Origin of the sequence: Geothrix paludis, assembly GCF_022808815.1 — a bacterium.
In the GTDB taxonomy this organism is placed as follows: Bacteria; Acidobacteriota; Holophagae; order Holophagales; family Holophagaceae; genus Geothrix; species Geothrix paludis.
This window is the reverse complement of the sequence record NZ_JAKZLC010000004.1, coordinates 114,124-136,769: the sequence shown is the minus strand read 5'-3', so window position 1 is coordinate 136,769 and position 22,646 is coordinate 114,124. Positions and strand designations below refer to the sequence as shown.

The following is a 22,646-nucleotide window of genomic DNA, read 5'->3' as shown; positions in this document are numbered from 1 at the left end:
CCCTTCAGACCTTCGCCATCTCCTCGGCGGCGCGGGCGAGGTAAGTCTCCAGCAGGGCGGGGACCTGGCCGGGGGTGAGCGGGCCGTGGACCTCCTCGCCGATCATCACCACCGGCGCCAGGCCGCAGGTGCCCACACAGCGGGTGCTCTCCAGGCTGAAGACGCCGTCCTTGCTGGTCTCGCCGAAGTGGATGCCCAGTTCGTCCATGAGCTTCTGGGCCACTTTCTCCGCGCCCTTCACGTAGCAGGCGGTGCCGAGGCAGACGTTGATAAGGTACCTCCCCCGGGGCTGGAGGCGGAAGTAGTGGTAGAAGGTGGCCACGCCTGTGACCTTGGCCAGGGGGATCTGCATGAGCTGGGCCACGGCCTCGAGGTGGCCGGGACCCAGGTGGCCGAAGTGGTCCTGGACCATGTGGAGCGTGGCGATGAGCAGGCTTTCGCTGTGCTCGCGATCCCGGTTTCCGTCGATGAACGCGAGGACGTCCCCGGGGAGCATGGCGCGGTAGCCCCGCTCCAGTTCGGGCCAGTTGTCGGTGGGGCAATGCGGGCAGGTGGTCATCGGATCCCCCGGGGGGTGCGGGCGGTGTAGTGCGTGTGGAGCAGGGAGTGCGCCTTTGGGCTGAGGGGCTCGTCCAGGAGCGCCTCGTAGAGCTTCTGCACGTCGGGATTGTCGTGGCTGCAGCGGAGGGTCTTGCCTGAGTCGATGCCGTAGAGGGCCCGGGCGCGGCCCTTCGCCAGGTCCCGGTTCATGGTGTAGCTGCCGATCGGGGGATAGGGCTGGCCGCCGCCGCAGATGCAGCCGCCAGGGCAGGCCATGATCTCTATGAGGTGGTACTCCTTCTCGCCCCGCTTCACCGCGTCCAGCAGGACCTTGGCGTTCTGGAGGCCGTTGGCCACGGCCACGTTGAGGGTCCTCCCCGCCAGGGTCACCGACGCCTCGCGAATCTCGCCAGCGGCGCCGCGCACCTCCGTCAGCTCGAGGTTCCCGAGGTTCCGGCCCGTGAGCTTGAAGGCCGCCGTGCGCAGGGCCGCTTCCATGACGCCGCCCGTGGCCCCGAAGATGTCGGCGGCTCCGGAGGAGGTGCCCAGGGGATGGTCGAACTCGCCGTCCGGCAGGCGGGTGAAGTCGATGCCGTAGGATTTGATCATCTGGGCCAGCTCGCGCGTGGTGACGACGGCATCGGTGGTGGGGCGGCCGTCCAGGGTGTGCTCGGGCCGGGCCGCCTCGAACTTCTTGGCCACGCAGGGCATGACCGAGACCACGTAGATGTTCTGGGGGTCGAGGCCCTTCTGCTGGGCGTAGTAGCTCTTGATGAGGGTGGACTGCATCTGCATCGGGCTCTTGCAGCTCGACATGTGCGGAATCAGCTCGGGGTAGAACTTCTCCAGGAAGCTGACCCAGCCGGGGCTGCAGGAGGTGAGCAGGGGCAGGGGGCCGCCGCCTTCCATCCGCTTCAGCAGCTCGTGGGCCTCCTCCATGACGGTGAGGTCCGCGCTGAAGTTGACGTCGAAGACGGCATCGAAGCCCATGCGGCGGAGGGCCGTCACCATCTTCCCCGTGACCGGGGTTCCGACCGGAAGGCCGAAGGCCTCGCCCAGGGCGGCGCGGATGGCGGGCGCGGTGGTGGCCACCACGTGCTTCTCTGTGCGGGGATGGCCCAGGGCCTCCCAGACCCGCTCGGTGTGGTCCTGCTCCAGGAAGGCGGCTGTGGGGCAGACGCTCACGCACTGGCCGCACTGGATGCAGGCGCTCTCGTCCATGGGGGCCAGGTTCGCGGGGCCCACCACGGTGGTGAAGCCGCGGCCGTGCTGGCTGAGGTTGGCCACGCCCTGGATCTCATCGCAGACCCGGATGCAGCGGCCGCAGAGGATGCACTTCTCGGCGTTCCGCACGACCGAGGCGCCGCTGTCGTCCACGGGGAACTGCTTGCGACGGCCCTCGAAGTGGCGCTCCCGCACGCCCAGCCGGTAGGCCAGGTTCTGCAGCTCGCAGACGCCGTCGCGGTCGCAGGTCTGGCAGTCCTTCGGGTGATTGTCCAGCAGGAGCTCCACGATGTCGCGCCGGGCTTGCCGGATGACCGGACTGTTGGTCTGGACCTCCATGCCCTCCCAGGCCGTGGTGGCGCAGGAGGCCAGGCAGTGGTCGAAGCCCTCCACCTGCACCACGCAGACGCGGCAGCTGCCTTCGAGGCTGAGGTTCGGGTGGTAGCAGAGGCGCGGGATGTGGATGCCGAGCCGCTCCGCCGCGTCCATGACCGTGGTGCCGGCCGGGACCAGGATGGTCTCGCCGTCGATCGTGAGGTTGATCATCTGGGACATGGCACGCTCCTACACCCGGTCGACCGCGGCGAACTTGCAGACGTCGAAGCAGTTTCCGCACTTCACGCAGGCGGCCTGGTCGATGACGTGGGCCTCCTTCCGGGTGCCGGCGATGCACGCCACGGGGCAGTTCCGGGCGCAGATCGTGCACCCGACGCACTTCTCCGGGTTGATCTCGTAGTGGATCAGGGCCACGCACTTCTTCGCCGGGCAGTGCCTGTCCACGATGTGGGCCAGGAACTCCCCGCGGAAATGTTTGAGGCTGGACAGCACGGGGTTCGGCGCGGCGCGGCCAAGACCGCAGAGGCTGGTGCGCTGGCAGAGGCGGGCCAGGCGCTCGAGCTTGTCCAGGTCCGAGAGCTCCCCCTTGCCCTGGGTGATGCGCTCCAGGATCTCCAGGAGGCGCGTGGTGCCCTCGCGGCAGGGCGTGCACTTGCCGCAGCTCTCGTCCTGGCTGAAGGCGATGTAGAACTTGGCGATATCGACCATGCAGTCGTCCTCGCTCAGGACGATCATCCCGCCGGAGCCCATGATGGAGCCGGCCTTCTGCAGGGGCTCGAAGTCCACTTCCATGTGTTGCATGGAAGCCGGGATGAACCCGCCGGCGGGGCCGCCGGTCTGGATGGCCTTGAGCTCTCTTCCGCCGGTGACGCCGCCCCCGATGTCGTTCACCACCCGCGCGAGGGGCGTCCCCAGGGGCACTTCCACGAGGCCCGTGTGGCGCACCTTCCCGGCCAGGGCGAAGACCTTGGTTCCGCCGCTCTTCTCCGTTCCGAGACGGGCGTACCAGTCGCCGCTGTAGCGGAGGATGGCCGAGATGTTGGCGAAGGTCTCCACGTTGTTGATGACGGTGGGGTGGTCCCAGAGTCCGCGGTCCGTGGGGTAGGGCGGGCGGACCCGGGGCTGGCCACGCTCGCCCTCGATGGAGCGGATGAGGGCGGTCTCCTCGCCGCAGACGAAGGCGCCCGCACCGAGCCGGATCTCCAGGTCGAAGTCCCAGCCGGAATCCATGATGTTCCGGCCGAGGAGGCCGTGGGCGCGGCAGGTCTCGATGGCTTGCTGGATGCGCCGGATGGCCAGCGGGTACTCGGCGCGGATGTAGAAGAAGCCCCTCTGCGCCCCGATGGCGAAGCCGCCGATGATCATGCCCTCGACGATGTTGAAGGGATCGCTCTCGAGCATGGAGCGGTCCATGAAGGCCCCGGGGTCGCCCTCGTCGCCGTTGCAGATGATGAAGCGGGTGGCATCGGCCTGCTTCCGTGCCATCGTCCACTTGGCGGCGGTGGAATAGCCGCCGCCGCCCCGGCCGCGCAGCCGGGCCTTGGTCAGCTCCCCGATCACCCAGTCGGGGTCGCGGCGCTCGAGCACGTCGGCCAGGGCCTTGAAGCCGTCCATGTCCACGTACTCGTCGAGGCTCTCCGGGTCCACCACGCCGGCGTTGCGGAGCGCGACGCGGCTCTGGCGGTTGAAGAAGGCCACGTCGCCGTAGCGCTCCATGAAGGCCAGGGCGATGGGTTCCTCCTGGGCCCGCAGGCGCTCGACGACCTGTCCGCCGATCAGGTGGCCGTCGAGGATGGCGGCGAGGTCCTCCTCCCCGGTCACCCGGTAGAGCACCTTCTCGGGGCGCGCCAGCACGTAGGTGGCCGGGCCGGCGGAGGCCAGATGATCGGAGGCCAGGCCGCAGGCGCCGAAGCAGCTCGCCGCGCCGATCCGGACGGACTCCCGGGAGACGCCGCGTTCCGCGAGCATGGCCGCGAAGCGCTCCCGCGGGCCGGGGCCGGAGCCGTGGCAGCGGGAACCCTCACAGAACAGCAGCTCGCGCTCCGGCAACGGCCCGGCCTCGTGGTCCAGCACATGCTGCGCCACGGGGGTGCCGCCCTGGATGTGCTCGGTGAAGATGCGGTGGACCAGGTCGCGGTTCACCCGCTCGTACTTCACCGGGAGCCGCCCGGGGAGCCGGACGCCGAGGATGGGTTCGCGGGAGCAGCGGCCCGTGCAGCCGGTGCGGTGCAGGAGGATGTCCTTCCGGCCCGAGGCCCGGATGTGGCGGACCAGCTCGTCCGCCACGGCCTGGGAGCCGGCCGCGTGCTCGCAGGTGGCGGATCCGACCTGCACCACGACCTGGTGCTCGGCGTCCCGGTCGGCGAGGCTCCGGCCGACCCGGTCGGCCATGGCCTGATAGAAGTCATGCACGGGCTGCGGCATGGAATCTCCTACCCCCGGCCGCTGGGCCGGGGCGGATGTCAAAGGCGCGGGCGGATCAGGCTGGGAATCCTGAAGGCGGAGGCGCCGGCTGCAGGGAGTCTGGCCATTGACAACCTTCATGTCAACGATGAGATGCGAACAACGTCCTTTCTTGACGGAGTGTGCTAAGGCGCCCTCCTGGTCCCCTGGCGATGGAGCGTCCGAGCGCACGGAGACGCTCCGCAAGGCCGTCCCGGCAGGCCTCCGCCGTCTCGCCCACGCAGGCCTTGCCGGGGTAGATCTCATAGCGCGCCCGGAAGGCCGGGGGCGTCACGTTGGGCATCACCACGTTGGCGCCGCGCAGGAGCGCCAGCTCCCGTCCCTGGGCGCGGTCCAGCGTGGCCAGGGCGGTGGTGCCGGGGATGTTCGCGTCGGGGCAGAGCAGCCGGCTCAGGGCCACGGCCTTGAGCGTGGTGGGCCCGTCGTTGGGAACCTGCACTGCCGGGGGTGCGAGGAAGGCCAGAGCGCCGGGGCCGCCGAGGGGCGTGCGGGGGCTGGGCAGGAAGGGGCCCACGCCGATCATGTCCAGGTCCAGCTCCCGGAACCGCAGGAGATCAGTGGCCAGCGTGTCCCAGGTCTGCCCCGGAAGGCCGATCATCAGGCCGGAGCCGATCTCGTAGCCCATGGCCCGCAGGCGGTGGAGCTGGCCCAGGCGGTCGCTGAGGCGGCCCGGCAGGCTGGGGTGGACCCGCCGGTAGAGCGCGCGGTCCGCCGTCTCGAAGCGGAGCAGGTAGCGGTCGGCGCCGGCCTCCCGCCAGGCGAGCAGGTCCTCGTCGTCGCGTTCTCCGAGGGACAGGGTGACCGCCAGATGCGTCTGGCGCTTGATGGATTGGACGACCTCCGCGATGAAGGCCCGCGTGAGGCCGGGATCCTCGCCGCCCTGGAGCACCACGGTGCTGTAGCCCAGGACCGCGGCTTGGCGCGCGCAGGCGAGGATCTCGTCCGCCTCCAGCCGGTAGCGGTCCAGGTCCTCCTCCTGGGCCCGGAGCCCGCAGTAGAGGCAGCTCCGGACGCAGTGGCTAGACACCTCGATGAGGCCGCGGAGGTGCACCGCGTCGCCCACGTGCTCGCGGCGGACCCGGTCCGCCTCGGCCCACAGGCGCTCTAGTTCCCGGGGATCCTCCTCCCGGAGCCAGGCCATCAGGCCCGCGTGGTCGAGGCGGAACTCAGGGCTGCAAGGCATGGGTCGCCTCCAGGATCCCGGGGAAGGGCCGCAGGGCGCGCTCGAGGATGCCGAGGCTGTGCGCGATGGCGAGGCCGTAGTTGGTGATGGGGACGCCCGCAGCGTCGCAGCGGCGGATCCGGGACAGCATCTCCCCACGGTTGCCCATGCAGTTCCCGCAGTGCACGACGAGGCGGTAGGGCGACAGGTCGCCGGGGAAGTCCCGGCCCTGGACTGTGTCGAAGCGCAGGGAGCCGCCCGCCTTCTGCGCCAGCCAGCGGGGCAGCTTCACGCGGCCGATGTCCTCCCCGGTGGGATGGTGGGTGCAGCCCTCGGCCACCAGCACCCGATCGCCCGGGCGCAGCGCATCCAGCGCGAGGGCGCCCCGGGCCTGGGCCGGGAGGTCCCCCTGGAGGCGGCTCAGGAGGATGCTGAAGGAGGTCATGGGGATGGTCTCCGGCACGGCCTCGGCCACGGCGCGGAAGGCCTGGGAGTCGGTGACCACCAGGGCCGGCGGGCGGCGCAGGCAGGCGAGCGCGACGGGCAGCTCCCGGGCCTGGAGCACCAGCGCGAGGCACGCGCCGTCCAGGAGGTCGCGGATGGCCATGACCTGGGGCAGGATCAGCCGCCCCTTGGGGGCCGAGGCGTCGATGGGCATGACGAGCACCGCCACCTCGCCCGCGGGCACCAGGTCCGCGATGAGGTGCTGGCTGGCCGGGGGATCGCCGGGCGCCGCCACGAGCAGGGCGGCCCTCAGCGCCTCCAGGCCCTCGCCGGTCACCGCCGAGACCGCCACGGCCGTGGCCCCGTCCGGATCAGGAGGCGCGCCGCCCGGCGCGAGGTCGGCCTTGTTCAGGGCCACCACCGCGGGGATGCCGCGGGCCCGCAGCTCGGCCAGCAGGCCGCGCTCGAAGGGGCCCCAGGCGCCCTGCTCGGCCACCAGGATGCCCAGGTCCACGCGGTCCAGCACGGCGCGGGAGCGGGCGGTGCGGGCGGCGCCCAGGTCGCCTTCGTCGTCCAGCCCCGCCGTGTCCACGAAGAGCACGGGCCCCAGCGGGACTAGCTCCATGGGCTTCTCCACCGGGTCGGTGGTGGTGCCGGCCTGGGGCGAGACGAGAGCCACCTCTTGGCGGGTGAGTGCGTTCAGCAGCGAGGACTTGCCGACGTTGCGCCGGCCGAAGAGCCCGATGTGCAGGCGGAGCCCGCGGGGGGCGGAGGGCAGCTCAGCAGAACACATCGCGTTCCCCCTTCCGGATGCGGTCCACCAGGCCGTCGGCCCGGCGCCGCGGCAGGCCCTCCAGGTCCCCGAGGGTCGCGGCCAGCAGCCGCTCCGCCGCCTCGCGCGTGGCCGGGCTGGCGTGGTCCGCTGCGTACTCCTGCAGGGTGGCGAGGGCGTTGGGCAGGCAGTGGGCCTTGATCTGGCCGGGCTTGGCCAGGTCCATGAAGTCCGCGCCCGTGCGGCCCAGGCGGTAGCAGGCGGTGCAGAAGCTCGGGAGGAAGCCGCTCCCGGCCAGCTCCCGGACCACCTCGTCGAGGCTCCGGTGGTCGCCGAGGGAGAACTGGGCTCCGCCTTCGGGAGCGTCCTCCTCGTAGCCGCCGGGGTTGGTGCGGCTGCCGGCGCTGATCTGGCTGATGCCCAGCTCCAATGCCTCGCGCCGGATCTCGGGCCGCTCCCGGGTGCTGAGGATGAGCCCGGTGTAGGGCACGGCCAGGCGCAGGATGGCGACGATCTTGCGGAAGGCCGCGTCGCTGACGGCGTGGGGCGGGGCCGCGCTGGTGGCCGAGCCCTCGGCGGGCTCGATGCGCGGCACGCTGAGGGTGTGCGGGCCGCAGCCGAAGCGCGCCTCCAGGTGCCGGGCGTGGCGCAGCAGCGCCAGCACCTCGAAGCGCCAGTCGTGGAGGCCGAAGAGGACGCCGAGGCCCATGTCGTCGATGCCGCCCTCCATGGCCCGGTCCATGCAGCCCAGGCGCCAGTCGAAGTCGGCCTTCTGTCCACGGGGGTGCATCCGGGCGTAGGTGCCGCGATGGTAGGTCTCCTGGAACAGCTGGTAGGTGCCGATGCCCTCATCCTTCAGGCGACGGAAGTCCGCCACCTCCAGGGGCGCGATGTTGACGTTCACCCGGCGGATGGCGTCGCCCCCGTGGCGGGTGGCGTACACGGTGCGGATGGCCTTCAGGATGTAGTCGAGCCCATCGTCGGGGTAGGCCTCGCCCGCCACCAGGAGCACCCGCTTGTGGCCCTGGGCCAGCAACTGGCCCACTTCGGCGGCGATCTCCGCCTGGTCCAGGGCCCGCCGGGGCAGGGTGCGATTCGAGGCCCGGAAGGCGCAGTACAGGCACTCGTTCCCGCAGAGGTTCGAGACGTAGAGCGGGGCGAACAGCACGATGCGGCTGCCGTAGATCTGCTCCTTCACCCAGCGGGCCGTGGCGAAGAGCTCCTGCGTCAGCTCCGGGTCCTCCAGGGCCATGAGGGCCGGGAGGTCGGCTTCGTCCAGGCCCTTCAGCTCCCGCGCCTTGGCGAGCAGCTCGCGGATGCGCGGGGCGTCCGGTGCGGGAGCACTCGCCAGGGCCGCGAGGAGGGACGCCTCGTCCAGGGGGAAGGCTTCGGATGGACCGCGCATGAAAAGAACCTCCGCCGGGGAGACCTGGGGCAGAAGATAACCCTTAAGTCATCTTTGCGCCACCCCCGGATTCCTCCACTCGGAGGCGGGCCCCGGATCAGGCCCGGGCCGGTTTGCGGTTCGGCGGCAGGCTGTACCAGGCGATGGTGCCGAGGATCATCGCGCCCCCCAGCAGGGCCCAGCCGGAAGGGCGTTCCCCGATGCCCAGGAACACCCAGATGGGGTTGAGGACGGCCTCCAGGGTGCCGGTCACCACGGCGGCGGTGGCGCTGAGGTGCTTCATGCCGGCGTTGAAGAAGAGGTAGGCCACGCCGATCTGGAAGACGCCGAGGTAGAGCAGGATGCCCGCGTGGACCGCGGAGGGATGGAAATCCCGCAGGGCTGGCGGGGCGCAGAGGGCCGCCACCAGGAGGTTCCCGAGGATGATGGAGCTGATGGGGTCCGCCTCCGGCCGGCGCTCCCGCTGCAGCTTGAGGGTGAGGGAGAAGAGGGCCAGGCAGAGGCCCGCGGCCATGCCGACGAGGTTGCCGGATAGGGTGCCCGCCTCCAGGCGCCCCACGAAGAAGAGCGCCATGGCCCCGACGCAGACCATCACCGCCGTGAGGTCACGGCCCGCCACCCGGCGGCCGGCGAGGAAGGGCTCGAGGAACACGAGGTAGATGGGAGCGGAGAACTGGAGGAAGATCGCGTTCGCCGCGGTGGTGAGCTTGGTGGCGGCCACGAAGCAGACCAGCACCCCGGCGTACGAGAGGGCGCAGGCGAGGGCCAGGGCGTCGGGTCGGGGGAAGGGCCGCCCGCCCCGGAGCTTCACCACCAGGGCGATGGTGAGGGCCGCCACCAGGCTCCGGGCGAACGCGATCTGCAGCGCCCCCAGGGGCAGCACCTTGATGAAGAGGCCGCTGGAGCTCCACAACAGCGCCGCCAGGGCCACCAGGGCCGCGCCCTTCGTCCGATCAGCAGGTCCGGTCATGGGCCCATTGGATCATGGCCGGAACCAGTGGCCCAACCCAGCCCTTAAAGGCCTCCACGAAGGGCACGAATACACCCTGCGGGCGCGGGAACGACCACGTAGGGTCTTCCCTGGGCAACACCTTCGTGCCCTTGTCTTTCCTTCGTGTCCTTCGTGGAGATCCTTGGCCTTACGGAACGAGAACCACCTCAGCCCACGGTCCCCAGGACACGCCGCCAGCCAGTGAAGCGGATGCCGCCCTCGATGCGGAGGAGGGCCCAGCATTCAAGGCCCGGCTCCGTGCTTGGGCCGTGCTGCTGGCCGGGGCCGCAGGCTAGCCAGTCGCCGGGGCGGAGGTGGGCGGGGCCGTCCTGCATGGCGCCGGACAGGACCAGGGACAGCTCGGCCCCTCCATGGCTGTGGCGGGGCATGCTCATGCCGCCGGGCATGCGGGCCAGGTTCAGCGTGGCGCCGGTGGCCGGATCCTGCAGAAGCCGGGCCACCTGGGCGCCGCCGAGGCCCCGCCGGGTCCAGCGCCAGCGATCCTCCGCGGGCAGGTGGGGCCGGAGGAGGCTGAGGACGTCCCGGCCGGAAGGCCCCGCGGCGGGGATGGCTTCGCTGGCGGGATGCTGGCTCCGGCAGCTGTCGCAATGCCCCAGGTGCACCTTCAGCAGCAGGGCCGTGAGGGGGTCCCCGCCGGGCTCCAGCGCCTGCCAGGCCACCTCCTCGGGGTGGTGCACGGGACCGCGGGGTACCCGGCCCTGCCGCAGGGCCGTCAGGGCGCCATCCAGGGCGCGCTCGGCGGAGGGGGCGGGGGGCTCGGGCCAGAGGCGCCGGAGCAGGTCCGGGGTGCGCTCGAAGCTGTCCAGGAAGGCCCGGCAGGGCGGGCAGAGACTCAAGTGCAGCTTGACGCCCAGCCAATCGAAGGGCCCCAGTGCCCCCTCCTCGTAGTCCGTGAGCAGGTCGACGACTTCCGCGCAGGTGGGCATGAGCAGCGTCATCGGTCCTCCGCCAGACGGGGGGCGAATTCCGGCAGCAGGGCCCGCAGGGCCAGGCGGGCCCGGTGGACCCGCTGGCGCACCAGCTCGCGCGTGATGCCCAGGTGCCGGCTGATCTCGTCCGTGTCCCAGCCCTCGAGGTCCCGCAGGACGAAGACGGCGCGCTGGTCGTCGGACAGCCGGTCCAGGCCCATCCGGACCCTGGCCTTCAGCTCATCCCGCTCGACCTTCATCAATGCCTCCGCGTCCTCGCTCCATTCGAGGAGCAGGTCCACGTCCTTGTGATGCCCGTCGTCGGCGAAACGTGGCATCAGATCCTCAATGGCATCCTCCCGGCGCCGGATCCGCTTCCGCCGGGCCATGAGGGCCTGGTTCACGCAGATGCGGTAGGCCCAGGTGCTGAACTTGCTGGCGCCCTGGAACCCAGGCAGTTCCCGGAGGATGGTGAGGAGGGCGTCCTGCAGGGCGTCCTGGCTCTCGGCCTCGTTGCCCAGGATGCGGTCGATGACCCGGAAAAGCATGCCCAGGTGCGGGCGCACGAGGGTCTCGAAGGCCTCGGGATCGCCTCCGGCCGCGGCCAGGACCAGGGCCGCCTCGGGGGGGGCGGGGATCTGGCTCATGCGGCCTCCGGAGCGGTCCGCCGGGGCAGGCGGATGGTGAAGGCGGAGCCGAAGCCGGACCCGCGGCTGGCGACGCGCACGTCCCCCCCGTGGCGGGTCACGATCTCCTTCACCAGGAAGAGGCCCAGGCCCGTGCCCGCCACCTGCCGGGTCATCTCGTCGCCCACCCGGAAGAACCGGTGGAAGACCCGGGGCAGGTCCTTGGCGGCGATGCCGTGGCCCTGATCGCTCACCACGATGAGGGCGTCCTCGCCGTCGCCGTCGAGGGTGACGGTGGTCTTCCGGGGCTCGGCCGAGTACTTGTAGGCGTTGGACAGCAGGTTTTCCACCACGGTGCCCAGGGCCTTGGGGTCCGCCTCCACCCACAGGGCCTCGGGGGTGCATTCCAGCGTCAGGCCGAGGGCGCCGGGGCCCAGGCGATGGTCCATCCCCTCGCAGACCGTCCGGAGCCAGGGCCCCAGCTCCAGGGGGCCCATGTGGAGGACCAGGCTTCCGGATTCGGCCCGCGCCACATCCAGCAGGTTGCCCACCAGCTCGTTCAGCCGCTCGAGGTCCTTCTCCATGAGACCGCGGATCCGCTGGCGCTGGTCCGGGCCCAGCTCGCGGGTGAAGAGGGTCTCGGTCCACACCCGAAGGGAGGCGATGGGCGTCTTCAGCTCGTGGGTCACGGCCGAGGTGAAGTTCCGCTGGCGCAGCTTGAGATCCAGTTCTTCCGCGAGTTTCCGGTAGAGGAGGACGAAGCCGAACAGCACCGCGAACACCATGAATGCGCCCTCGGTGCTCGCCCGGAAGACGGCGTGCCAGCGCTGGTCCTTCAGCTCCCGGAAAGGGCCCGGGCGCACCGTGAGGTAGGCGGTCCCGTCCAGCAGGAGGGGGTCGTCCGGGGCCATGGGGCGCGGGACCAGCTCCACCTGGGGGTAGGCCTCCTGGATGGCCTGCCGGCGCTCGGCCAGGCTGGGCATGACCGGGAGCTGCCCCACCACCGCGCCGCCCGGGGAGGCGGGATCGCGCTGGGCGTGGAGCACGTCGAGCATCCTCTGGGTGTCCATCTGCCAGGCCTGGGCCCGGGCCGCCAGCAGGCCCTGGGTGCGCACCTCCAGCAGCCGGCCCGAATCCCGGATCTGCAGGCGGATCCACCAGCCCACCTGCAGGCACAGGACCACGGACACGGACAGGAAGATGATCCGTTGCAGGGGGAAGGTCTGGGCGCGAGGGGCCATGCCTCCATCTTGGCAGTGTCGCCCCATGAGGCCATCCTGGAGTCCGATGCCCTCCTCATCCCCGCCTTCCGGCCCCAAGCCGACCCCGCCCGCCACAAGGACGGACTCCGGGGGCAAGTCCGCGCCCCTCGGCTCGGCCACGGGTTCCGGGCCCAAGCATGCCCCCGCGAGCCAGGCCCCGCGGCCCCAGGGCGCGGAGCTGCTGGCGGAGCTGATGCAGGCCCAGCGGCAGTTCACCGTCGCCATGCACGAGGTGCGGGAGCTGCGCGCCAAGCTGAACCGCCGGTCGCATCAGATGCAGGTCCTCCAGCACGTGTCCGAGATCCTGGCCGCCACCTCCAAGGGGGGCCAGGTGGTCAGCGTGGTCCTCGATGTGCTGGTGCAGGAATTCCGTTGCCCTCGCGCCGTGGTGTGGACGCTGGAGGACGGGGGCTCCAGCTACCTGCCCAAGGAGGCGGCCGGGCTCACCCGCGTCGAATGGTCGGAGATGCGGCTCCCCGCCCCGAACCCCTTCCCGGAGATGCCCCTGGTGCTGTTCCAGAGCCAGTGGTTGGACAAGCCCTGCGGCGGGGCCACCCTGGCGCCGCTCCGGGGGCCCGATGGCGCCCTCCTCTACTTCGTCCCCTTCGAGCACCAGCTCCTCCTCATGGGCTTCGTGATCCTGGCGGTGCCGGCGGACCGGCGCGTGGAGGAGGAGGAACTGGATTCCATCTCCATCCTCCAGCGGCAGACGGCCATCTCCCTCTACAACGCCTGGTTGTTCCGGGACCTCTCTGAGCAGCGGGATGCGCTGCAGAGCCAGACCCTGGAGCTGGAGCGCGTCAATGACGCCCTGCGCGAGGCGGACCAGCTCAAGAGCGAGTTCCTGGCCCTCACCAGCCACGAGCTGCGTACGCCGCTCACGGGCATCCTGGGCTTCACGCGCCTGGTCATGGACGGCCTCTACGACGACGCCGAGGAGATGCGGTCCATGCTCCAGGACAGCTACAGCTCCGGCCAGCACCTCCTGGCTCTGCTGAACGACATTCTCGACCTCGCCAAGATCGAATCGGGACGCCTGGAGGTCCATCCCGAACCCTTCGGCCTCGACCGGCTGCTGGACGAGGTGAAGCCCATCGCGGAGGCCTACCCCCGCAGGCCCGGGGTGGAGCTGGTCTGGCCCGACGCCACCAGCCTGCCCGAGGTGATGGTGGATCCGAGCCGCCTGAAGCAGGTGCTCCTCAACCTGCTGTCGAACGCCCTGAAGTTCACCAAGGATGGCAGCGTCGCCGTCCAGGTGGAGCGGCGCCCCGGCGTCATCGCCCTCATGGTGGTGGACACGGGCATCGGCGTGAGCCCCGAAGGCCAGGCACGCCTCTTCCAGAAGTTCGCCCAGGCCGAAGGTGGCCACGCCCGCGAATACGGTGGCACCGGGCTCGGCCTCGTCATCTGCAAGCACCTCATGGGCATGATGGGCGGCACCATCCACCTCCAAAGCGAGGGCCTCGGCAAGGGCAGCACCCTGACGATCACGATGCCGATCGCCTAGGACCTGGCGAGCTGGCGGTCTGTGGTCGATCGCGGAGCTTCCCTCCGCGATGTGTGAAAATGATCGCTCGTGTACGGAGCTTCCATGTCCTACGTTCGCCGCCTGCACTTCCTCCCCTTCACCCGCCCCATGGTCGGCGAGGAGGAGATCGCGGAGATGATCGACACGATCCACAGCGGGTGGATCACCACGGGGCCGAAATCGGCGGCCTTTGAGGAGAAGCTGAAGGCCTACAACGGTGTGCCCCACTGCCTGACGATGAACAGCGCCACCACGGCCCAGGAGATCACCATGCAGGTGCTGAACCTGCAGCCGGGCGACGAGGTCATCACGACCTCCCTCACCTGGGTGAGCACGCTGAGCACGGTGGTGCTGCAGGGCGGTGTGCCGGTGCTGGTGGACATCGACCCGGTGACCCTGAACCTCGATCCCGTGAAGCTCGAAGCCGCCATCACGCCCCGCACCAAGGGCATCATCCCCGTGCACCTCACGGGCCTGCCCTGCCCCATGGGCGAGATCTGGCGCATCGCGGAGAAGCACGGCCTGTGGGTCATCGAGGACGCGGCCCAGGCCATGGGCGCGCACTACAAGGGCACCAAGATCGGCGGGAACCCGCGCTCGATCATGAGCGTCTACAGCTTCCACCCGAACAAGAACATGACCACGGGCGAGGGCGGCGCCATCGCCTTCTTCAACGACGAGTACGAAAGCCGCATCAAGCGTCTGCGCTTCCACGGCATCGACCGGGACGCCTGGAAGCGCTTCGCCAAGGAGGGCAGCCCCCACACGGAGGTGTACGAGCCCGCCCGCAAGGCCAACTTCATGGACCTCCAGGCCGCCATGGGCCTGCACCAGATCGACAAGCTGGACGGCTTCAACGAGCGGCGCGGCGTGCTGTTCCACCGCTACCTGGAGCTGATGAAGGACATGGACGAAGTGATGCTGCCCTGGCCCGGCGACGCGGACCACGGCCACTGCTTCCACCTCTTCGTGCTGCGCATCCACCCCGAGAAGATCGGCCTGGACCGGGATGCCTTCGTGGCGGCCCTCAAGGAGGAGAACATCGGCACGGGCATCCACTACCGCCCGGCCCACATCCACCCCTGGTACCGGGACTTCTACGCCGCGCACCCGCAGCACCTGCCCCAGGACGGCCTGCCCCACACCGAGTGGAGCGGTGAGCGCCTCATGAGCCTGCCCCTCTGGCCCGGCCTCAGCGAAGCCGACCAGGACCAGACCGTGGGCGCCATCAAGCACGTGATCGCCCAGGCCAAGGCCCGGAGCCGCGTCACCCGCTGACCTCGGCCAACCGCGAACTCGCGGAGGGGGAAAGAAAAAGGGCCCTTTTCGCCACCGATTTCGCCGATTGCGGTGATGGCGTCTCGGATGTGTCCCGCGTGGGCCGGCCGGAGGCCGCTTCCGGCTTTGCCGGAAGTCATGGGGGGGGGGGGGGGGGGGGGGGGGGGGGGGGGGGGGGGGCGCGGGGCCCCCCCCCCCCCCCCCCCCCCCCCCCCCATGGAGCCCATGCTGCGTCGGGCCGGGGTTCATCTTTTCATCACCGAAATCACTGAAATCGGTGGCAAGAAAATCTTTTCTCCGAGCTTCCGGCCCAAACCCGTCTCACCCCACCCGTTCGTGGGGCAGGGTGGGCACCGGGGCGTAGACCGTCATGTGCGGGTCGTACATGTAGAGGTTGGCCACGCGGCCGGTGTAGGCGCAGGCGAACTGCTGGAGCTGGTCCGCGAAGCGGGTCGGCTCGTCCCGGTCCCGGAACATGGGCCCCCAGGTGGGATTGAAGGCGGCCTCCACGGACTTCGTGAGGGTGTCCAGCTCGAGGCTGTGGATCTCGGCCCGCCGCTGGAGCGCCTCTGCGCTGCTGGCCAGGTGGGCGGCCTCATGGTCCAGGGCGACGGTGGCCTCGGCGCTGAGGCGGGGGCCCAGCACGTGCCGCCGCACCCGGTTGCGCTTCCACTGGTCCATGAGCACGGAGGCCCGGCGGAGCGTGCGGCGGCGGATGGTCTCCAGGCGGAGCATGTCCCGCATGTCATGGTTCTTCGCCTCCAGCAGCTTGATCTCGTGCTCCAGCTCCGGCACCAGCAGCAGGGTCCGCCAGGAGGCGTTCTTCTTGGACCGGAGCACATCGCCGTAGATGTGGTCGCCCACGTAGAGGATCTGCTCGCCCTCGGCCCCCAGCTGGGCCTCCAGCCAGGCGGCATGGCCACCGGTGAAGCAGCGGGGCTGGCCTTCGATGGCCGCGGGTGGTGGCGTGCCGAGGAAGAAATCCGGCTTCCGGCTGCTCACCACGATCAGGTCGAAGTAGTCGGTCCAGCGGGGCCGGGCTTCGTCCTGGCCGTCCAGCAGGTGGCCCAGGACGCCCGCGGTGAAGCTCCACTCGCTGTTGGTCAGGAGGAAGAGCTTCTTCCCCTCGCGCTTGAGCCGGTCCAGGGCCAGGGCGAGCTGGGGATCCCTCGGGATGAAGAAGTCGCGGTGTTCGAGGATCTCCCCTTTCATCTCCCCGTTCCGGTGGGCGGTGTCGATGGCCCAGCGCACGTCATGGAAGATCTGGAGGTAGTTCCCGGCCTGAAGGATGCCCTGGTCGAAGCCATCCACCATCCGCGCGTAGAGGTAGCCCTCGGGGATCTCGAACAGCGTGTCGAGGTTGCGGAAGCCCTTGGCGGAGATGGATAGCCGGCGCCGGCCGTAGACGGCGTCCAGCTCTGGCCGGGGCAGGATCCGGGTGCCGTGGCAGGCGCGGACCACCTGGCGCTCGCGGTTGAGCTTGAGCACGTTGCCGCGCAGCCCGTCCAGCAGCAGGCCGCGCACGGCGAAGGCCGGATCGTAGCCGATCTCCAGGAGCCACGGCGAGTAGCCGCGGTCCCGCACCAGCAGGCGGACCGCCTTCTTAAAGGCCAGCTCGTCGATCTCCGGCGCCCGGTAGCGCGCCAGGGTGTGGTCCATGTCGAAGCCGATGGCCCTGATCTCGCCCAGAGGCAGGGTGCGCAGGGCGAAGAGCTTATGCTCCGGCGGCAGCCGGTCCTCTCCGTCCAGCAGGGGCGGCGCGGCCAGCAGGTCGGGGTCCCAGGCGGTCATGGAGCGAGTCTACTCCCGGGGCCTCTTGATCAGATGACCTTGCCCGGATTGAAGAGGCCGCTGGGATCCAGGGCCTGCTTGAGGGCGCGGAGGGCCCGGATCTGGCCGGGATCGGACAGGGCCAGGAAAGCCTCCCGCTTGGCGAGGCCGATGCCGTGCTCGCCGCTGAGGGTGCCGCCCAGGCTGAGGGCGAGGCGGAAGAGGTCCAGGAGCTGGCCCTCTAGCTGGGCCGGATCGGCGTCGCCGGCGCCCAGCAGGTTCACGTGCAGGTTGCCGTCGCCCAGGTGGCCGTAGGTGACGCTGGGGATGGCCAAGCGCTCCAGCCCCGCGAAGAACTCGCGCAGGCGACTGCGGGGCACGACGATGTCCTCGCTCACCTTCCTCGGGTGGCGCTCCTTGAGGAAGGCGCTGGTCATGCGGCGCACGGCCCAGATGCCCGCGCGCTGGCGCGCGTCCGAGGCGATCTCCAGGTTCTCCGCCACCGGGCCCAGCAGGTCCATGAGACCTTCGAGGAAGGCGTCTGAGGTGCAGCCGCGGTCGTCGAACTCCAGGATGGCCAGGGCCTCGCCGGGCAGGCGGCGGGCTTCCTCGGGCCCGTGGGCCCGCAGCTCCGCCAACACGGCCGGGTCGAAGAACTCAAAGGCGCTGGGCAGGTAGCCCGCGCCCACAAGGCGGCCCGGCAGGTCCAGCAGGTCCTCCCAGCGTTTCACGGGCAGCAGCAGGGTGGCGTGCTCCCGGGGCAGGGGGGTGAGGCGCAGGGTGGCGCCCAGGATGAACCCGAAGATGCCCTCGCTGCCGATGAGGAGCTGGCCCAGGGCCGGGCCCGCGTTGGCCTTCACGCTGTGGATGCCGAAGGTGTGCACCTCGCCGTCCTCCAGCAGCGCGTCCACGGACAGCACCCAGTGGCGGGTCATGCCGTACTTGCAGGCGTTGGGGCCGCCGGCGTTGGTGGCCAGCGTGCCGCCCAGGGCACAGCTCTCCCAGGAGTTGGGATCCGGCGGGTAGAAGAGGCCCCCGGCGGCGGCCGTGGCCTTCACCTCCCGCAGGGGGGCGCTGACGGGGGCGCTGAGGCAGAGGTCCTGGGGCGATAGCCGCAGCTCACCGCGCCAGGCGGAGAAATCCACGACCACGGCCCGTTCGCCCGCGGGCACGCAGCCGCCCGCCTTGCCCGTGCCCGCGCCCCGGGGCACCAGGCCGAAGCCCTCGGCCTTGGCCAGACGCACCAGCTCCTTCAGGGCCGCGGGGCCCCTGGGCAGCACCACGGCCAGAGGCGGGCTCCCCTGCACGTGGGATTCATCGCCGCGGTAGGGTTCCAGGGCCTCCGGGTCCGTGAGGACCGTGGCATCGGGGAGGTTCGGGAACCGGGCCATGTCTTCGGGCGGTCAGGAGACCAGCGTGCCCACGGCCTCGCCCTGCACGGCGGCCACGAGGTTGCCGGGCTTGTTCATGTCGAAGACGAGGATGGGCAGCTTGTTTTCCATGCACAGGGCGATGGCGGAGGCGTCCATGACCCGCAGGCCCTTCTCCAGCACGTCCTGGAAGCAGATGCGGTCGAAGCGGGTGGCGGTGGGATCCTGCTTGGGGTCGGCGGTGTAGATGCCGTCCACGTTGGTGGCCTTCATCACCACCTCGGCGGCGATCTCGTTGCCACGCAGGGCGGCGGCGGTGTCGGTGCTGAAGTAGGGGTTGCCGGTGCCCGCGCCGAAGATCACCACGCGGCCCTTCTCCAGGTGGCGGGTGGCCCGGCGGCGGATGTAGCTCTCAGCCACCTTGGGCATCTCCAGGCCCGACAGGGTGCGGGTGTGGACGCCCTTGTGCTCCAGGGCGTCCTGGAGGGCCAGGGCGTTGATCATGGTGGCCAGCATGCCCATGTGGTCGGCGGTGGTGCGGTCCATGCCCTTGGTGGCGCCCGCCACGCCGCGGAAGATGTTGCCGCCCCCGATGACGAGGCCCACCTCCACGCCCAGCTCCCGGATGGCCTTGACCTGATCGGCGATCATGTTGACCACCGCGGGATCGATGCCGTACTTCTGATCGCCCATGAGGGCTTCGCCGGAGAGTTTGAGGAGGATGCGCTTGAATTTCATGGAGGTTCCGATCCAGAGGTGTGGTCCTGGCTACAAAAAGGGCGGCCGGAACGGCCGCCCTTTTTGTAGCAGATGAAAAGCTACTTGGCGGCAGCAACTTCCGCGGCGAAGTTCTCGCTGCGCTTCTCGAGGCCCTCGCCCATGATGTACTTCGTGAAGCGGCGGACGCTGAGCTTCTCGCCGATCTCGGCGGTCTTCTGGGACAGGTACTGCTGCACCGTGAGGTCGGGGTTCATGATGAAGGGCTGCTCCAGGAGGCAGACCTCCTTGAAGATGCTGTTCATCTTGCCCTCGACGATCTTCTCGACGATGTTCTGGGGCTTGCCGGTGGCCAGGGCCTGCTCGGTGGCGATGCGCTTCTCGGTGTCGAGGAAGTCCTGGGTGACCTCGTCCTTGGTGACGAAGCGGGGCGCGGGGTCGGCGGCCGCGATGTGCATCGCGATCTCCTTCACCAGGCGCTGGAAGGCCTCGTTGCGGGCCACGAAGTCGGTCTCGGCGTTGACCTCGACCAGCACGCCCACGCGGCCGCCGGGGTGGATGTAGGCCTCAACGATGCCTTCGGCGGCGATGCGGTCGGCCTTCTTGGCGGAGGCGGCCATGCCCTTCTTGCGCAGCCACTCGATGGCCTGCTCCATGTCGCCGTTGTTCTCTTCCAGGGCCTTCTTGCAGTCCATCATGCCGAGGCCGGTCTTCTCGCGCAGCGTCTTCACGTCATTGGCGGTGAATGCCATGGGATCTCCTGAAATCGGGTGGGGTCTTCAGACCATCAGCCATCAGCGGGCGGGCCCTCTGATGGCTGACGAATGGGGCGGGGAGGGACTAGCCCTCGACTTCCATCTTTTCGGCCATCATCTTCTTCATCTCGTCGCTGTCGCCCTTGTCGCGGAAGGACTGGCGGCCCTCGAGGATGGAATCGGCCACGCGCTCGGAGAAGAGCAGGATGGAGCGGATGGCGTCGTCATTGGCGGGGATCACGTAGTCGACCATGTCGGGGTCGCAGTTGGTGTCCACGATGCCCACCACCTTGATGCCCAGCTTCTTGGCCTCGGTGACGGCGATGTCCTCGCGATGGGGATCGATGACGAAGATGACCTCGGGCAGCGAGCGCATGTCGCGGATGCCGTGGAAGGATGCCTCCAGCTTGAGGCGCTGGCGGTCGAGGTTCAGCAGCTCCTTCTTGGAGAGCATGGCCGTGCGGGCGGGGTCCGCCAGGGTGGCTTCGATCTCGCGGAACTTCTCGAGGCTCTTCTTGATGGTGGCGAAGTTGGTCAGCATGCCGCCCAGCCAGCGGTTGTTGACGTAGAAGGCGCCGCAGCGGGCGGCCTGCTCGGCGATGAGCTCCTGGGCCTGGGGCTTGGTGGCCACGAAGAGGAAGTTCTTCCCCTCGCTGGCGGCCTTGGTCAGGAAGTTCGCGGCGGAGTTCCAGAGGCGCAGGGTCTTCTGGAGGTCGATGATGTAGATGCTGTTGCGCGCCCCGAAGATGTACTTCTTCATCTTGGGGTTCCAGCGCTTGGTCTGGTGCCCGAAGTGGGCACCGGCCTCGAGGAGTTCCTTCATCTGGATGGCAGCCATGCTGGCCTCCCTGGTCAAGCGGCGGTAGGGGTGAAGGCGCCGCGGGTGGGATGAAAGGCTCGGGGTTGGATCCCTTCGCCCGAATCGCCCACGGCATCCCGTGGACCGGAAAAACGGAAGGGGGACCCGAAGATCCCCCTTCCAGAGAAACGACTAGCGCTTGCTGAACTGGAAGCGGCGACGGGCGGCCTTGCGACCGGGCTTCTTGCGCTCCTTCATGCGGGGGTCGCGGGTCAGGAGACCGGCGCCGCGCAGGAGGGACTTCAGCTGCTCGTTGTAGCCAAGCAGGGCGCGGGAGATGCCCATGCGGATGGCCGAGGCCTGGCCGGCGGGGCCGCCGCCGACGACGCTGATGACCATGTCGAACTTGCCGTCGAGGTCGGCCAGCACCAGGGGCTGGTGGACCATCATGCGGAGCACGGCGTTCGGGAAGTAGCTCTCGAGGCTGCGGCCGTTGACGGTGATCTTGCCGGTGCCGGGGCGGAGGAAGGCGCGGGCGGCCGCGCTCTTGCGGCGACCGGTTCCGTAGTTCTGGGAAATGGCCATGGGGTCCTCGCCTCTACTTCTGGATGGTCAGGATCTGGGGCTGCTGGGCGGCCTGCTCGTGCTCGGGGCCGGCATAGACCTTCAGCTTGCGGTACATCGCCCGGCCGAGGGGGCCCTTGGGCAGCATGCCCTTGACCGCGCTCTCGATGATGCGCTCGGGGTAGGTGGCCTTCATCACCTCGGCCTTGACCTCCTTCATGGAGCCAGGCTGGGTGGTGGTGCGGCGGTAGAACTTCTGCACGCCCTTCTTGCCGGTCAGGACGGCCTTCTCGGCGTTGATGACGACGACATGGTCGCCGGTGTCGAGGAAGGGGGTCCAGGTCGGCTTGTTCTTGCCGGAGAGGACATCCGCCACGGCGGTGCTCAGGCGGCCCACGGGAATGCCGGTGGCATCCACCAGGAACCACTGGCGCTTCAGATCGTCGGCTTTCGGGAAGTACGTGCTCATGGCCTGCTCCGGGATCACATCAGGCTGCGAAGACACCACCCTACGGGCGACGAGTCCACAGAAGGGAAAGCTTATCGTTGGAGGCCGGTGGGGTCAAGCCGGGATTTCAGCCCTGGGGCGCGGCCAACCGCCACAGCTCCTGCGCGATGCGCGAGGCGCCCAGTCCGTCCACCAGGGCCATGCCGTCGCGCACCTGCTCCTGGCGGTTGTCCTGGCCCTCGGGACCCAGCCATTGCGTCAGCGCCTCCTGCACGATGCCGAGGTCGGCCTCGGGGCCCATGCCCAGGTCGAAGCAGCCGTTCGCCATGGCCAGGTCCGCCAGGATGCCGTGCTGCCGGTCGTTCTGTCCCCAGACCGTGGCGGGGACGCCCATGCAGAGGGCCTCGGCCAGGGTCACGCCGGCCGAGCACCAGATGGCGTCGTGGTCCTGGATGCGCCGGGTGAGGGCCGGCAGGCTCCGGGCCACGGTGCAGCCCGGGAAGGGGTCGCCCTGGATGCCGTTGGGGGCCAGGAGCGTGCAGGCGCCGTGCCAGCGGTCCTCGGAGGCCAGCCTGGCCAGGGTGTCGAAGGCCTTCTGCGCCAGGTTGGGGCCGTCGCTGCCGCCGAAGGTGACCAGCAGCTTGTGGACGGCCAGGGGCTGGAGGGGCATCCGCTTGGGACGCAGCTCCAGCGCGGCCTTGTCCACCACGATGAAGTTGGCGCCGCGCACCACGCGGCAGGCGCCGGAGGTGGTCTCGTAGGGCCGGACCTTGCGCCCATCCACCACCTTCACGGGGTGGTCCGCCCAGTGGACACCCTCCAGGAAGGGCTGGAAGAGCAGGTCCGCCACCTCATGGGCATCCGTGTCGTCCTCCATGACGGCCACCCTCAGGGGGCGCAGGGCCTGGAGGAACTCGGTGCTGGTGTCCCACTGGTCCACGAGCGCCACGGCGGCGCGGGCCTTCAGCTCCGCCGGCAGGGGCGCGTGGATCGCCTCGCCCAGGTAGATCGCCTCGCAGGGCAGGGCCTGGTCCAGGAAGGGGTGCCGGCCGCCGCCCACCCGGCGGGCGCGTTCATCCCCCGAGGCGGCGATGCAGGCCGTGCCGCCGAGGGCGCGCCAGGCCTCCTGCAGGGCCAGGGCGCGGGCCACGTGCCCCAGCCCGAGGCGCAGATCGGCGTGGACGCGGAGGATCAGCAGGGGGGACATGATCCCGAGAGTCTAGCCCAGCCTGTCAATGGGCGGGAGGGACGATCTTCCGGATC

At 70.0% G+C, this 22,646-nt stretch carries 20 protein-coding genes; 2 read left to right on the top strand and 18 right to left on the bottom strand.

The window, feature by feature from the left end; translation table 11 throughout:
- Positions 1-4: 4 nt before the first annotated feature.
- The 10 genes from nuoE to MLE64_RS11065 form a co-directional block, all read right to left on the bottom strand.
- A complete protein-coding gene (gene nuoE, locus MLE64_RS11110; protein WP_243317794.1) occupies positions 5-559 on the bottom strand; it encodes an NADH-quinone oxidoreductase subunit NuoE in 555 nt (184 codons plus the stop codon).
- Complete coding sequence (locus tag MLE64_RS11105) at positions 556-2,319, bottom strand: NADH-dependent [FeFe] hydrogenase, group A6 (RefSeq protein WP_243317793.1); 1,764 nt, start codon at positions 2,317-2,319, stop codon at positions 556-558. Before MLE64_RS11105 ends, nuoE begins: the two co-directional genes overlap by 4 nt.
- A gap of 9 nt (positions 2,320-2,328) precedes the next feature.
- Complete coding sequence (locus tag MLE64_RS11100; RefSeq protein ID WP_243317792.1) at positions 2,329-4,524, bottom strand: NADH-ubiquinone oxidoreductase-F iron-sulfur binding region domain-containing protein; 2,196 nt, start codon at positions 4,522-4,524, stop codon at positions 2,329-2,331.
- A 121-nt stretch (positions 4,525-4,645) separates the two neighbouring features.
- Positions 4,646-5,746: a [FeFe] hydrogenase H-cluster radical SAM maturase HydE gene (gene hydE, locus MLE64_RS11095; RefSeq protein ID WP_243317791.1), complete on the bottom strand. Its 1,101-nt coding sequence runs from the start codon at positions 5,744-5,746 to the stop codon at positions 4,646-4,648.
- Positions 5,730-6,962, bottom strand: coding sequence for a [FeFe] hydrogenase H-cluster maturation GTPase HydF (gene hydF, locus MLE64_RS11090; protein WP_243317790.1), 1,233 nt, complete (start codon positions 6,960-6,962; stop codon positions 5,730-5,732). The genes hydE and hydF overlap by 17 nt, the downstream gene beginning before the upstream one ends.
- Entirely contained in the window at positions 6,949-8,346 is a 1,398-nt protein-coding gene (hydG, locus tag MLE64_RS11085; RefSeq protein WP_243317789.1) for a [FeFe] hydrogenase H-cluster radical SAM maturase HydG, read from the bottom strand. The genes hydF and hydG overlap by 14 nt, the downstream gene beginning before the upstream one ends.
- A 97-nt stretch (positions 8,347-8,443) precedes the next feature.
- Positions 8,444-9,316 carry a DMT family transporter gene (locus tag MLE64_RS11080; protein WP_243317788.1) on the bottom strand — a complete coding sequence of 291 codons (873 nt, stop codon included), beginning with the start codon at positions 9,314-9,316 and terminating at the stop codon, positions 8,444-8,446.
- A 188-nt stretch (positions 9,317-9,504) separates the two neighbouring features.
- A complete protein-coding gene (locus MLE64_RS11075) occupies positions 9,505-10,296 on the bottom strand; it encodes a cupin domain-containing protein (protein ID WP_243317787.1) in 792 nt (263 codons plus the stop codon).
- Complete coding sequence (locus tag MLE64_RS11070; RefSeq protein ID WP_243317786.1) at positions 10,293-10,913, bottom strand: RNA polymerase sigma factor; 621 nt, start codon at positions 10,911-10,913, stop codon at positions 10,293-10,295. The genes MLE64_RS11075 and MLE64_RS11070 overlap by 4 nt, the downstream gene beginning before the upstream one ends.
- Positions 10,910-12,133 (bottom strand): sensor histidine kinase, encoded by a 1,224-nt coding sequence (locus tag MLE64_RS11065; protein ID WP_243317785.1) that lies wholly within the window; start codon positions 12,131-12,133, stop codon positions 10,910-10,912. The genes MLE64_RS11070 and MLE64_RS11065 overlap by 4 nt, the downstream gene beginning before the upstream one ends.
- 46 nt (positions 12,134-12,179) lie before the next feature.
- Here MLE64_RS11065 and MLE64_RS11060 point away from each other — a divergent pair, with 46 nt between their 5' ends.
- Together MLE64_RS11060 and MLE64_RS11055 are read left to right on the top strand one after the other, a co-directional pair.
- Positions 12,180-13,661, top strand: coding sequence for a sensor histidine kinase (locus MLE64_RS11060; RefSeq protein WP_243317784.1), 1,482 nt, complete (start codon positions 12,180-12,182; stop codon positions 13,659-13,661).
- 84 nt (positions 13,662-13,745) lie between these two features.
- Positions 13,746-14,960 (top strand): DegT/DnrJ/EryC1/StrS family aminotransferase, encoded by a 1,215-nt coding sequence (locus MLE64_RS11055; protein ID WP_243317783.1) that lies wholly within the window; start codon positions 13,746-13,748, stop codon positions 14,958-14,960.
- Between the two features lie 321 nt (positions 14,961-15,281).
- Here the strand turns inward: MLE64_RS11055 and MLE64_RS11050 are convergent, their stop codons facing one another.
- The 8 genes from MLE64_RS11050 to MLE64_RS11015 all read right to left on the bottom strand — a co-directional run bounded on the left by MLE64_RS11050 (position 15,282) and on the right by MLE64_RS11015 (position 22,590).
- A complete protein-coding gene (locus tag MLE64_RS11050; protein ID WP_243317782.1) occupies positions 15,282-16,751 on the bottom strand; it encodes an HAD-IG family 5'-nucleotidase in 1,470 nt (489 codons plus the stop codon).
- A gap of 29 nt (positions 16,752-16,780) precedes the next feature.
- Positions 16,781-18,121 (bottom strand): FAD-binding oxidoreductase, encoded by a 1,341-nt coding sequence (locus MLE64_RS11045; RefSeq protein ID WP_243317781.1) that lies wholly within the window; start codon positions 18,119-18,121, stop codon positions 16,781-16,783.
- A 12-nt stretch (positions 18,122-18,133) separates the two neighbouring features.
- Positions 18,134-18,838, bottom strand: coding sequence for a UMP kinase (gene pyrH / locus MLE64_RS11040; RefSeq protein ID WP_243317780.1), 705 nt, complete (start codon positions 18,836-18,838; stop codon positions 18,134-18,136).
- Positions 18,839-18,918: 80 nt separating this feature from the next.
- Positions 18,919-19,569 (bottom strand): translation elongation factor Ts, encoded by a 651-nt coding sequence (gene tsf / locus MLE64_RS11035; RefSeq protein WP_243317779.1) that lies wholly within the window; start codon positions 19,567-19,569, stop codon positions 18,919-18,921.
- 88 nt (positions 19,570-19,657) lie between these two features.
- Positions 19,658-20,410 (bottom strand): 30S ribosomal protein S2, encoded by a 753-nt coding sequence (rpsB, locus tag MLE64_RS11030; protein WP_243317778.1) that lies wholly within the window; start codon positions 20,408-20,410, stop codon positions 19,658-19,660.
- A 153-nt stretch (positions 20,411-20,563) separates the two neighbouring features.
- Positions 20,564-20,956, bottom strand: a complete 393-nt coding sequence (rpsI, locus tag MLE64_RS11025; protein WP_243287186.1) for a 30S ribosomal protein S9 — start codon at positions 20,954-20,956, stop codon at positions 20,564-20,566.
- A 13-nt stretch (positions 20,957-20,969) separates the two neighbouring features.
- Positions 20,970-21,404 (bottom strand): 50S ribosomal protein L13, encoded by a 435-nt coding sequence (gene rplM, locus MLE64_RS11020; protein ID WP_243287185.1) that lies wholly within the window; start codon positions 21,402-21,404, stop codon positions 20,970-20,972.
- Positions 21,405-21,510: 106 nt separating this feature from the next.
- On the bottom strand, positions 21,511-22,590 hold the full coding sequence (locus tag MLE64_RS11015) for a hypothetical protein (protein WP_243317777.1): 1,080 nt from the start codon (positions 22,588-22,590) through the stop codon (positions 21,511-21,513).
- Positions 22,591-22,646 lie beyond the last annotated feature (56 nt).

Coding starts and splice junctions, on each gene's coding strand:
- rplM (WP_243287185.1), bottom strand. CDS start 21,404: ATGAGCACGTACTTCCCGAAAGCCGACGATCTGAAGCGCCAGTGGTTC.
- MLE64_RS11045 (WP_243317781.1), bottom strand. CDS start 18,121: ATGGCCCGGTTCCCGAACCTCCCCGATGCCACGGTCCTCACGGACCCG.
- hydG (WP_243317789.1), bottom strand. CDS start 8,346: ATGCGCGGTCCATCCGAAGCCTTCCCCCTGGACGAGGCGTCCCTCCTC.
- hydE (WP_243317791.1), bottom strand. CDS start 5,746: ATGCCTTGCAGCCCTGAGTTCCGCCTCGACCACGCGGGCCTGATGGCC.
- rpsB (WP_243317778.1), bottom strand. CDS start 20,410: ATGGCTGCCATCCAGATGAAGGAACTCCTCGAGGCCGGTGCCCACTTC.
- MLE64_RS11105 (WP_243317793.1), bottom strand. CDS start 2,319: ATGTCCCAGATGATCAACCTCACGATCGACGGCGAGACCATCCTGGTC.
- MLE64_RS11100 (WP_243317792.1), bottom strand. CDS start 4,524: ATGCCGCAGCCCGTGCATGACTTCTATCAGGCCATGGCCGACCGGGTC.
- MLE64_RS11060 (WP_243317784.1), top strand. CDS start 12,180: ATGCCCTCCTCATCCCCGCCTTCCGGCCCCAAGCCGACCCCGCCCGCC.
- MLE64_RS11065 (WP_243317785.1), bottom strand. CDS start 12,133: ATGGCCCCTCGCGCCCAGACCTTCCCCCTGCAACGGATCATCTTCCTG.
- MLE64_RS11075 (WP_243317787.1), bottom strand. CDS start 10,296: ATGACGCTGCTCATGCCCACCTGCGCGGAAGTCGTCGACCTGCTCACG.
- hydF (WP_243317790.1), bottom strand. CDS start 6,962: ATGTGTTCTGCTGAGCTGCCCTCCGCCCCCCGCGGGCTCCGCCTGCAC.
- nuoE (WP_243317794.1), bottom strand. CDS start 559: ATGACCACCTGCCCGCATTGCCCCACCGACAACTGGCCCGAACTGGAG.
- MLE64_RS11050 (WP_243317782.1), bottom strand. CDS start 16,751: ATGACCGCCTGGGACCCCGACCTGCTGGCCGCGCCGCCCCTGCTGGAC.
- pyrH (WP_243317780.1), bottom strand. CDS start 18,838: ATGAAATTCAAGCGCATCCTCCTCAAACTCTCCGGCGAAGCCCTCATG.
- MLE64_RS11080 (WP_243317788.1), bottom strand. CDS start 9,316: ATGACCGGACCTGCTGATCGGACGAAGGGCGCGGCCCTGGTGGCCCTG.
- tsf (WP_243317779.1), bottom strand. CDS start 19,569: ATGGCATTCACCGCCAATGACGTGAAGACGCTGCGCGAGAAGACCGGC.
- MLE64_RS11070 (WP_243317786.1), bottom strand. CDS start 10,913: ATGAGCCAGATCCCCGCCCCCCCCGAGGCGGCCCTGGTCCTGGCCGCG.
- rpsI (WP_243287186.1), bottom strand. CDS start 20,956: ATGGCCATTTCCCAGAACTACGGAACCGGTCGCCGCAAGAGCGCGGCC.
- MLE64_RS11015 (WP_243317777.1), bottom strand. CDS start 22,590: ATGTCCCCCCTGCTGATCCTCCGCGTCCACGCCGATCTGCGCCTCGGG.
- MLE64_RS11055 (WP_243317783.1), top strand. CDS start 13,746: ATGTCCTACGTTCGCCGCCTGCACTTCCTCCCCTTCACCCGCCCCATG.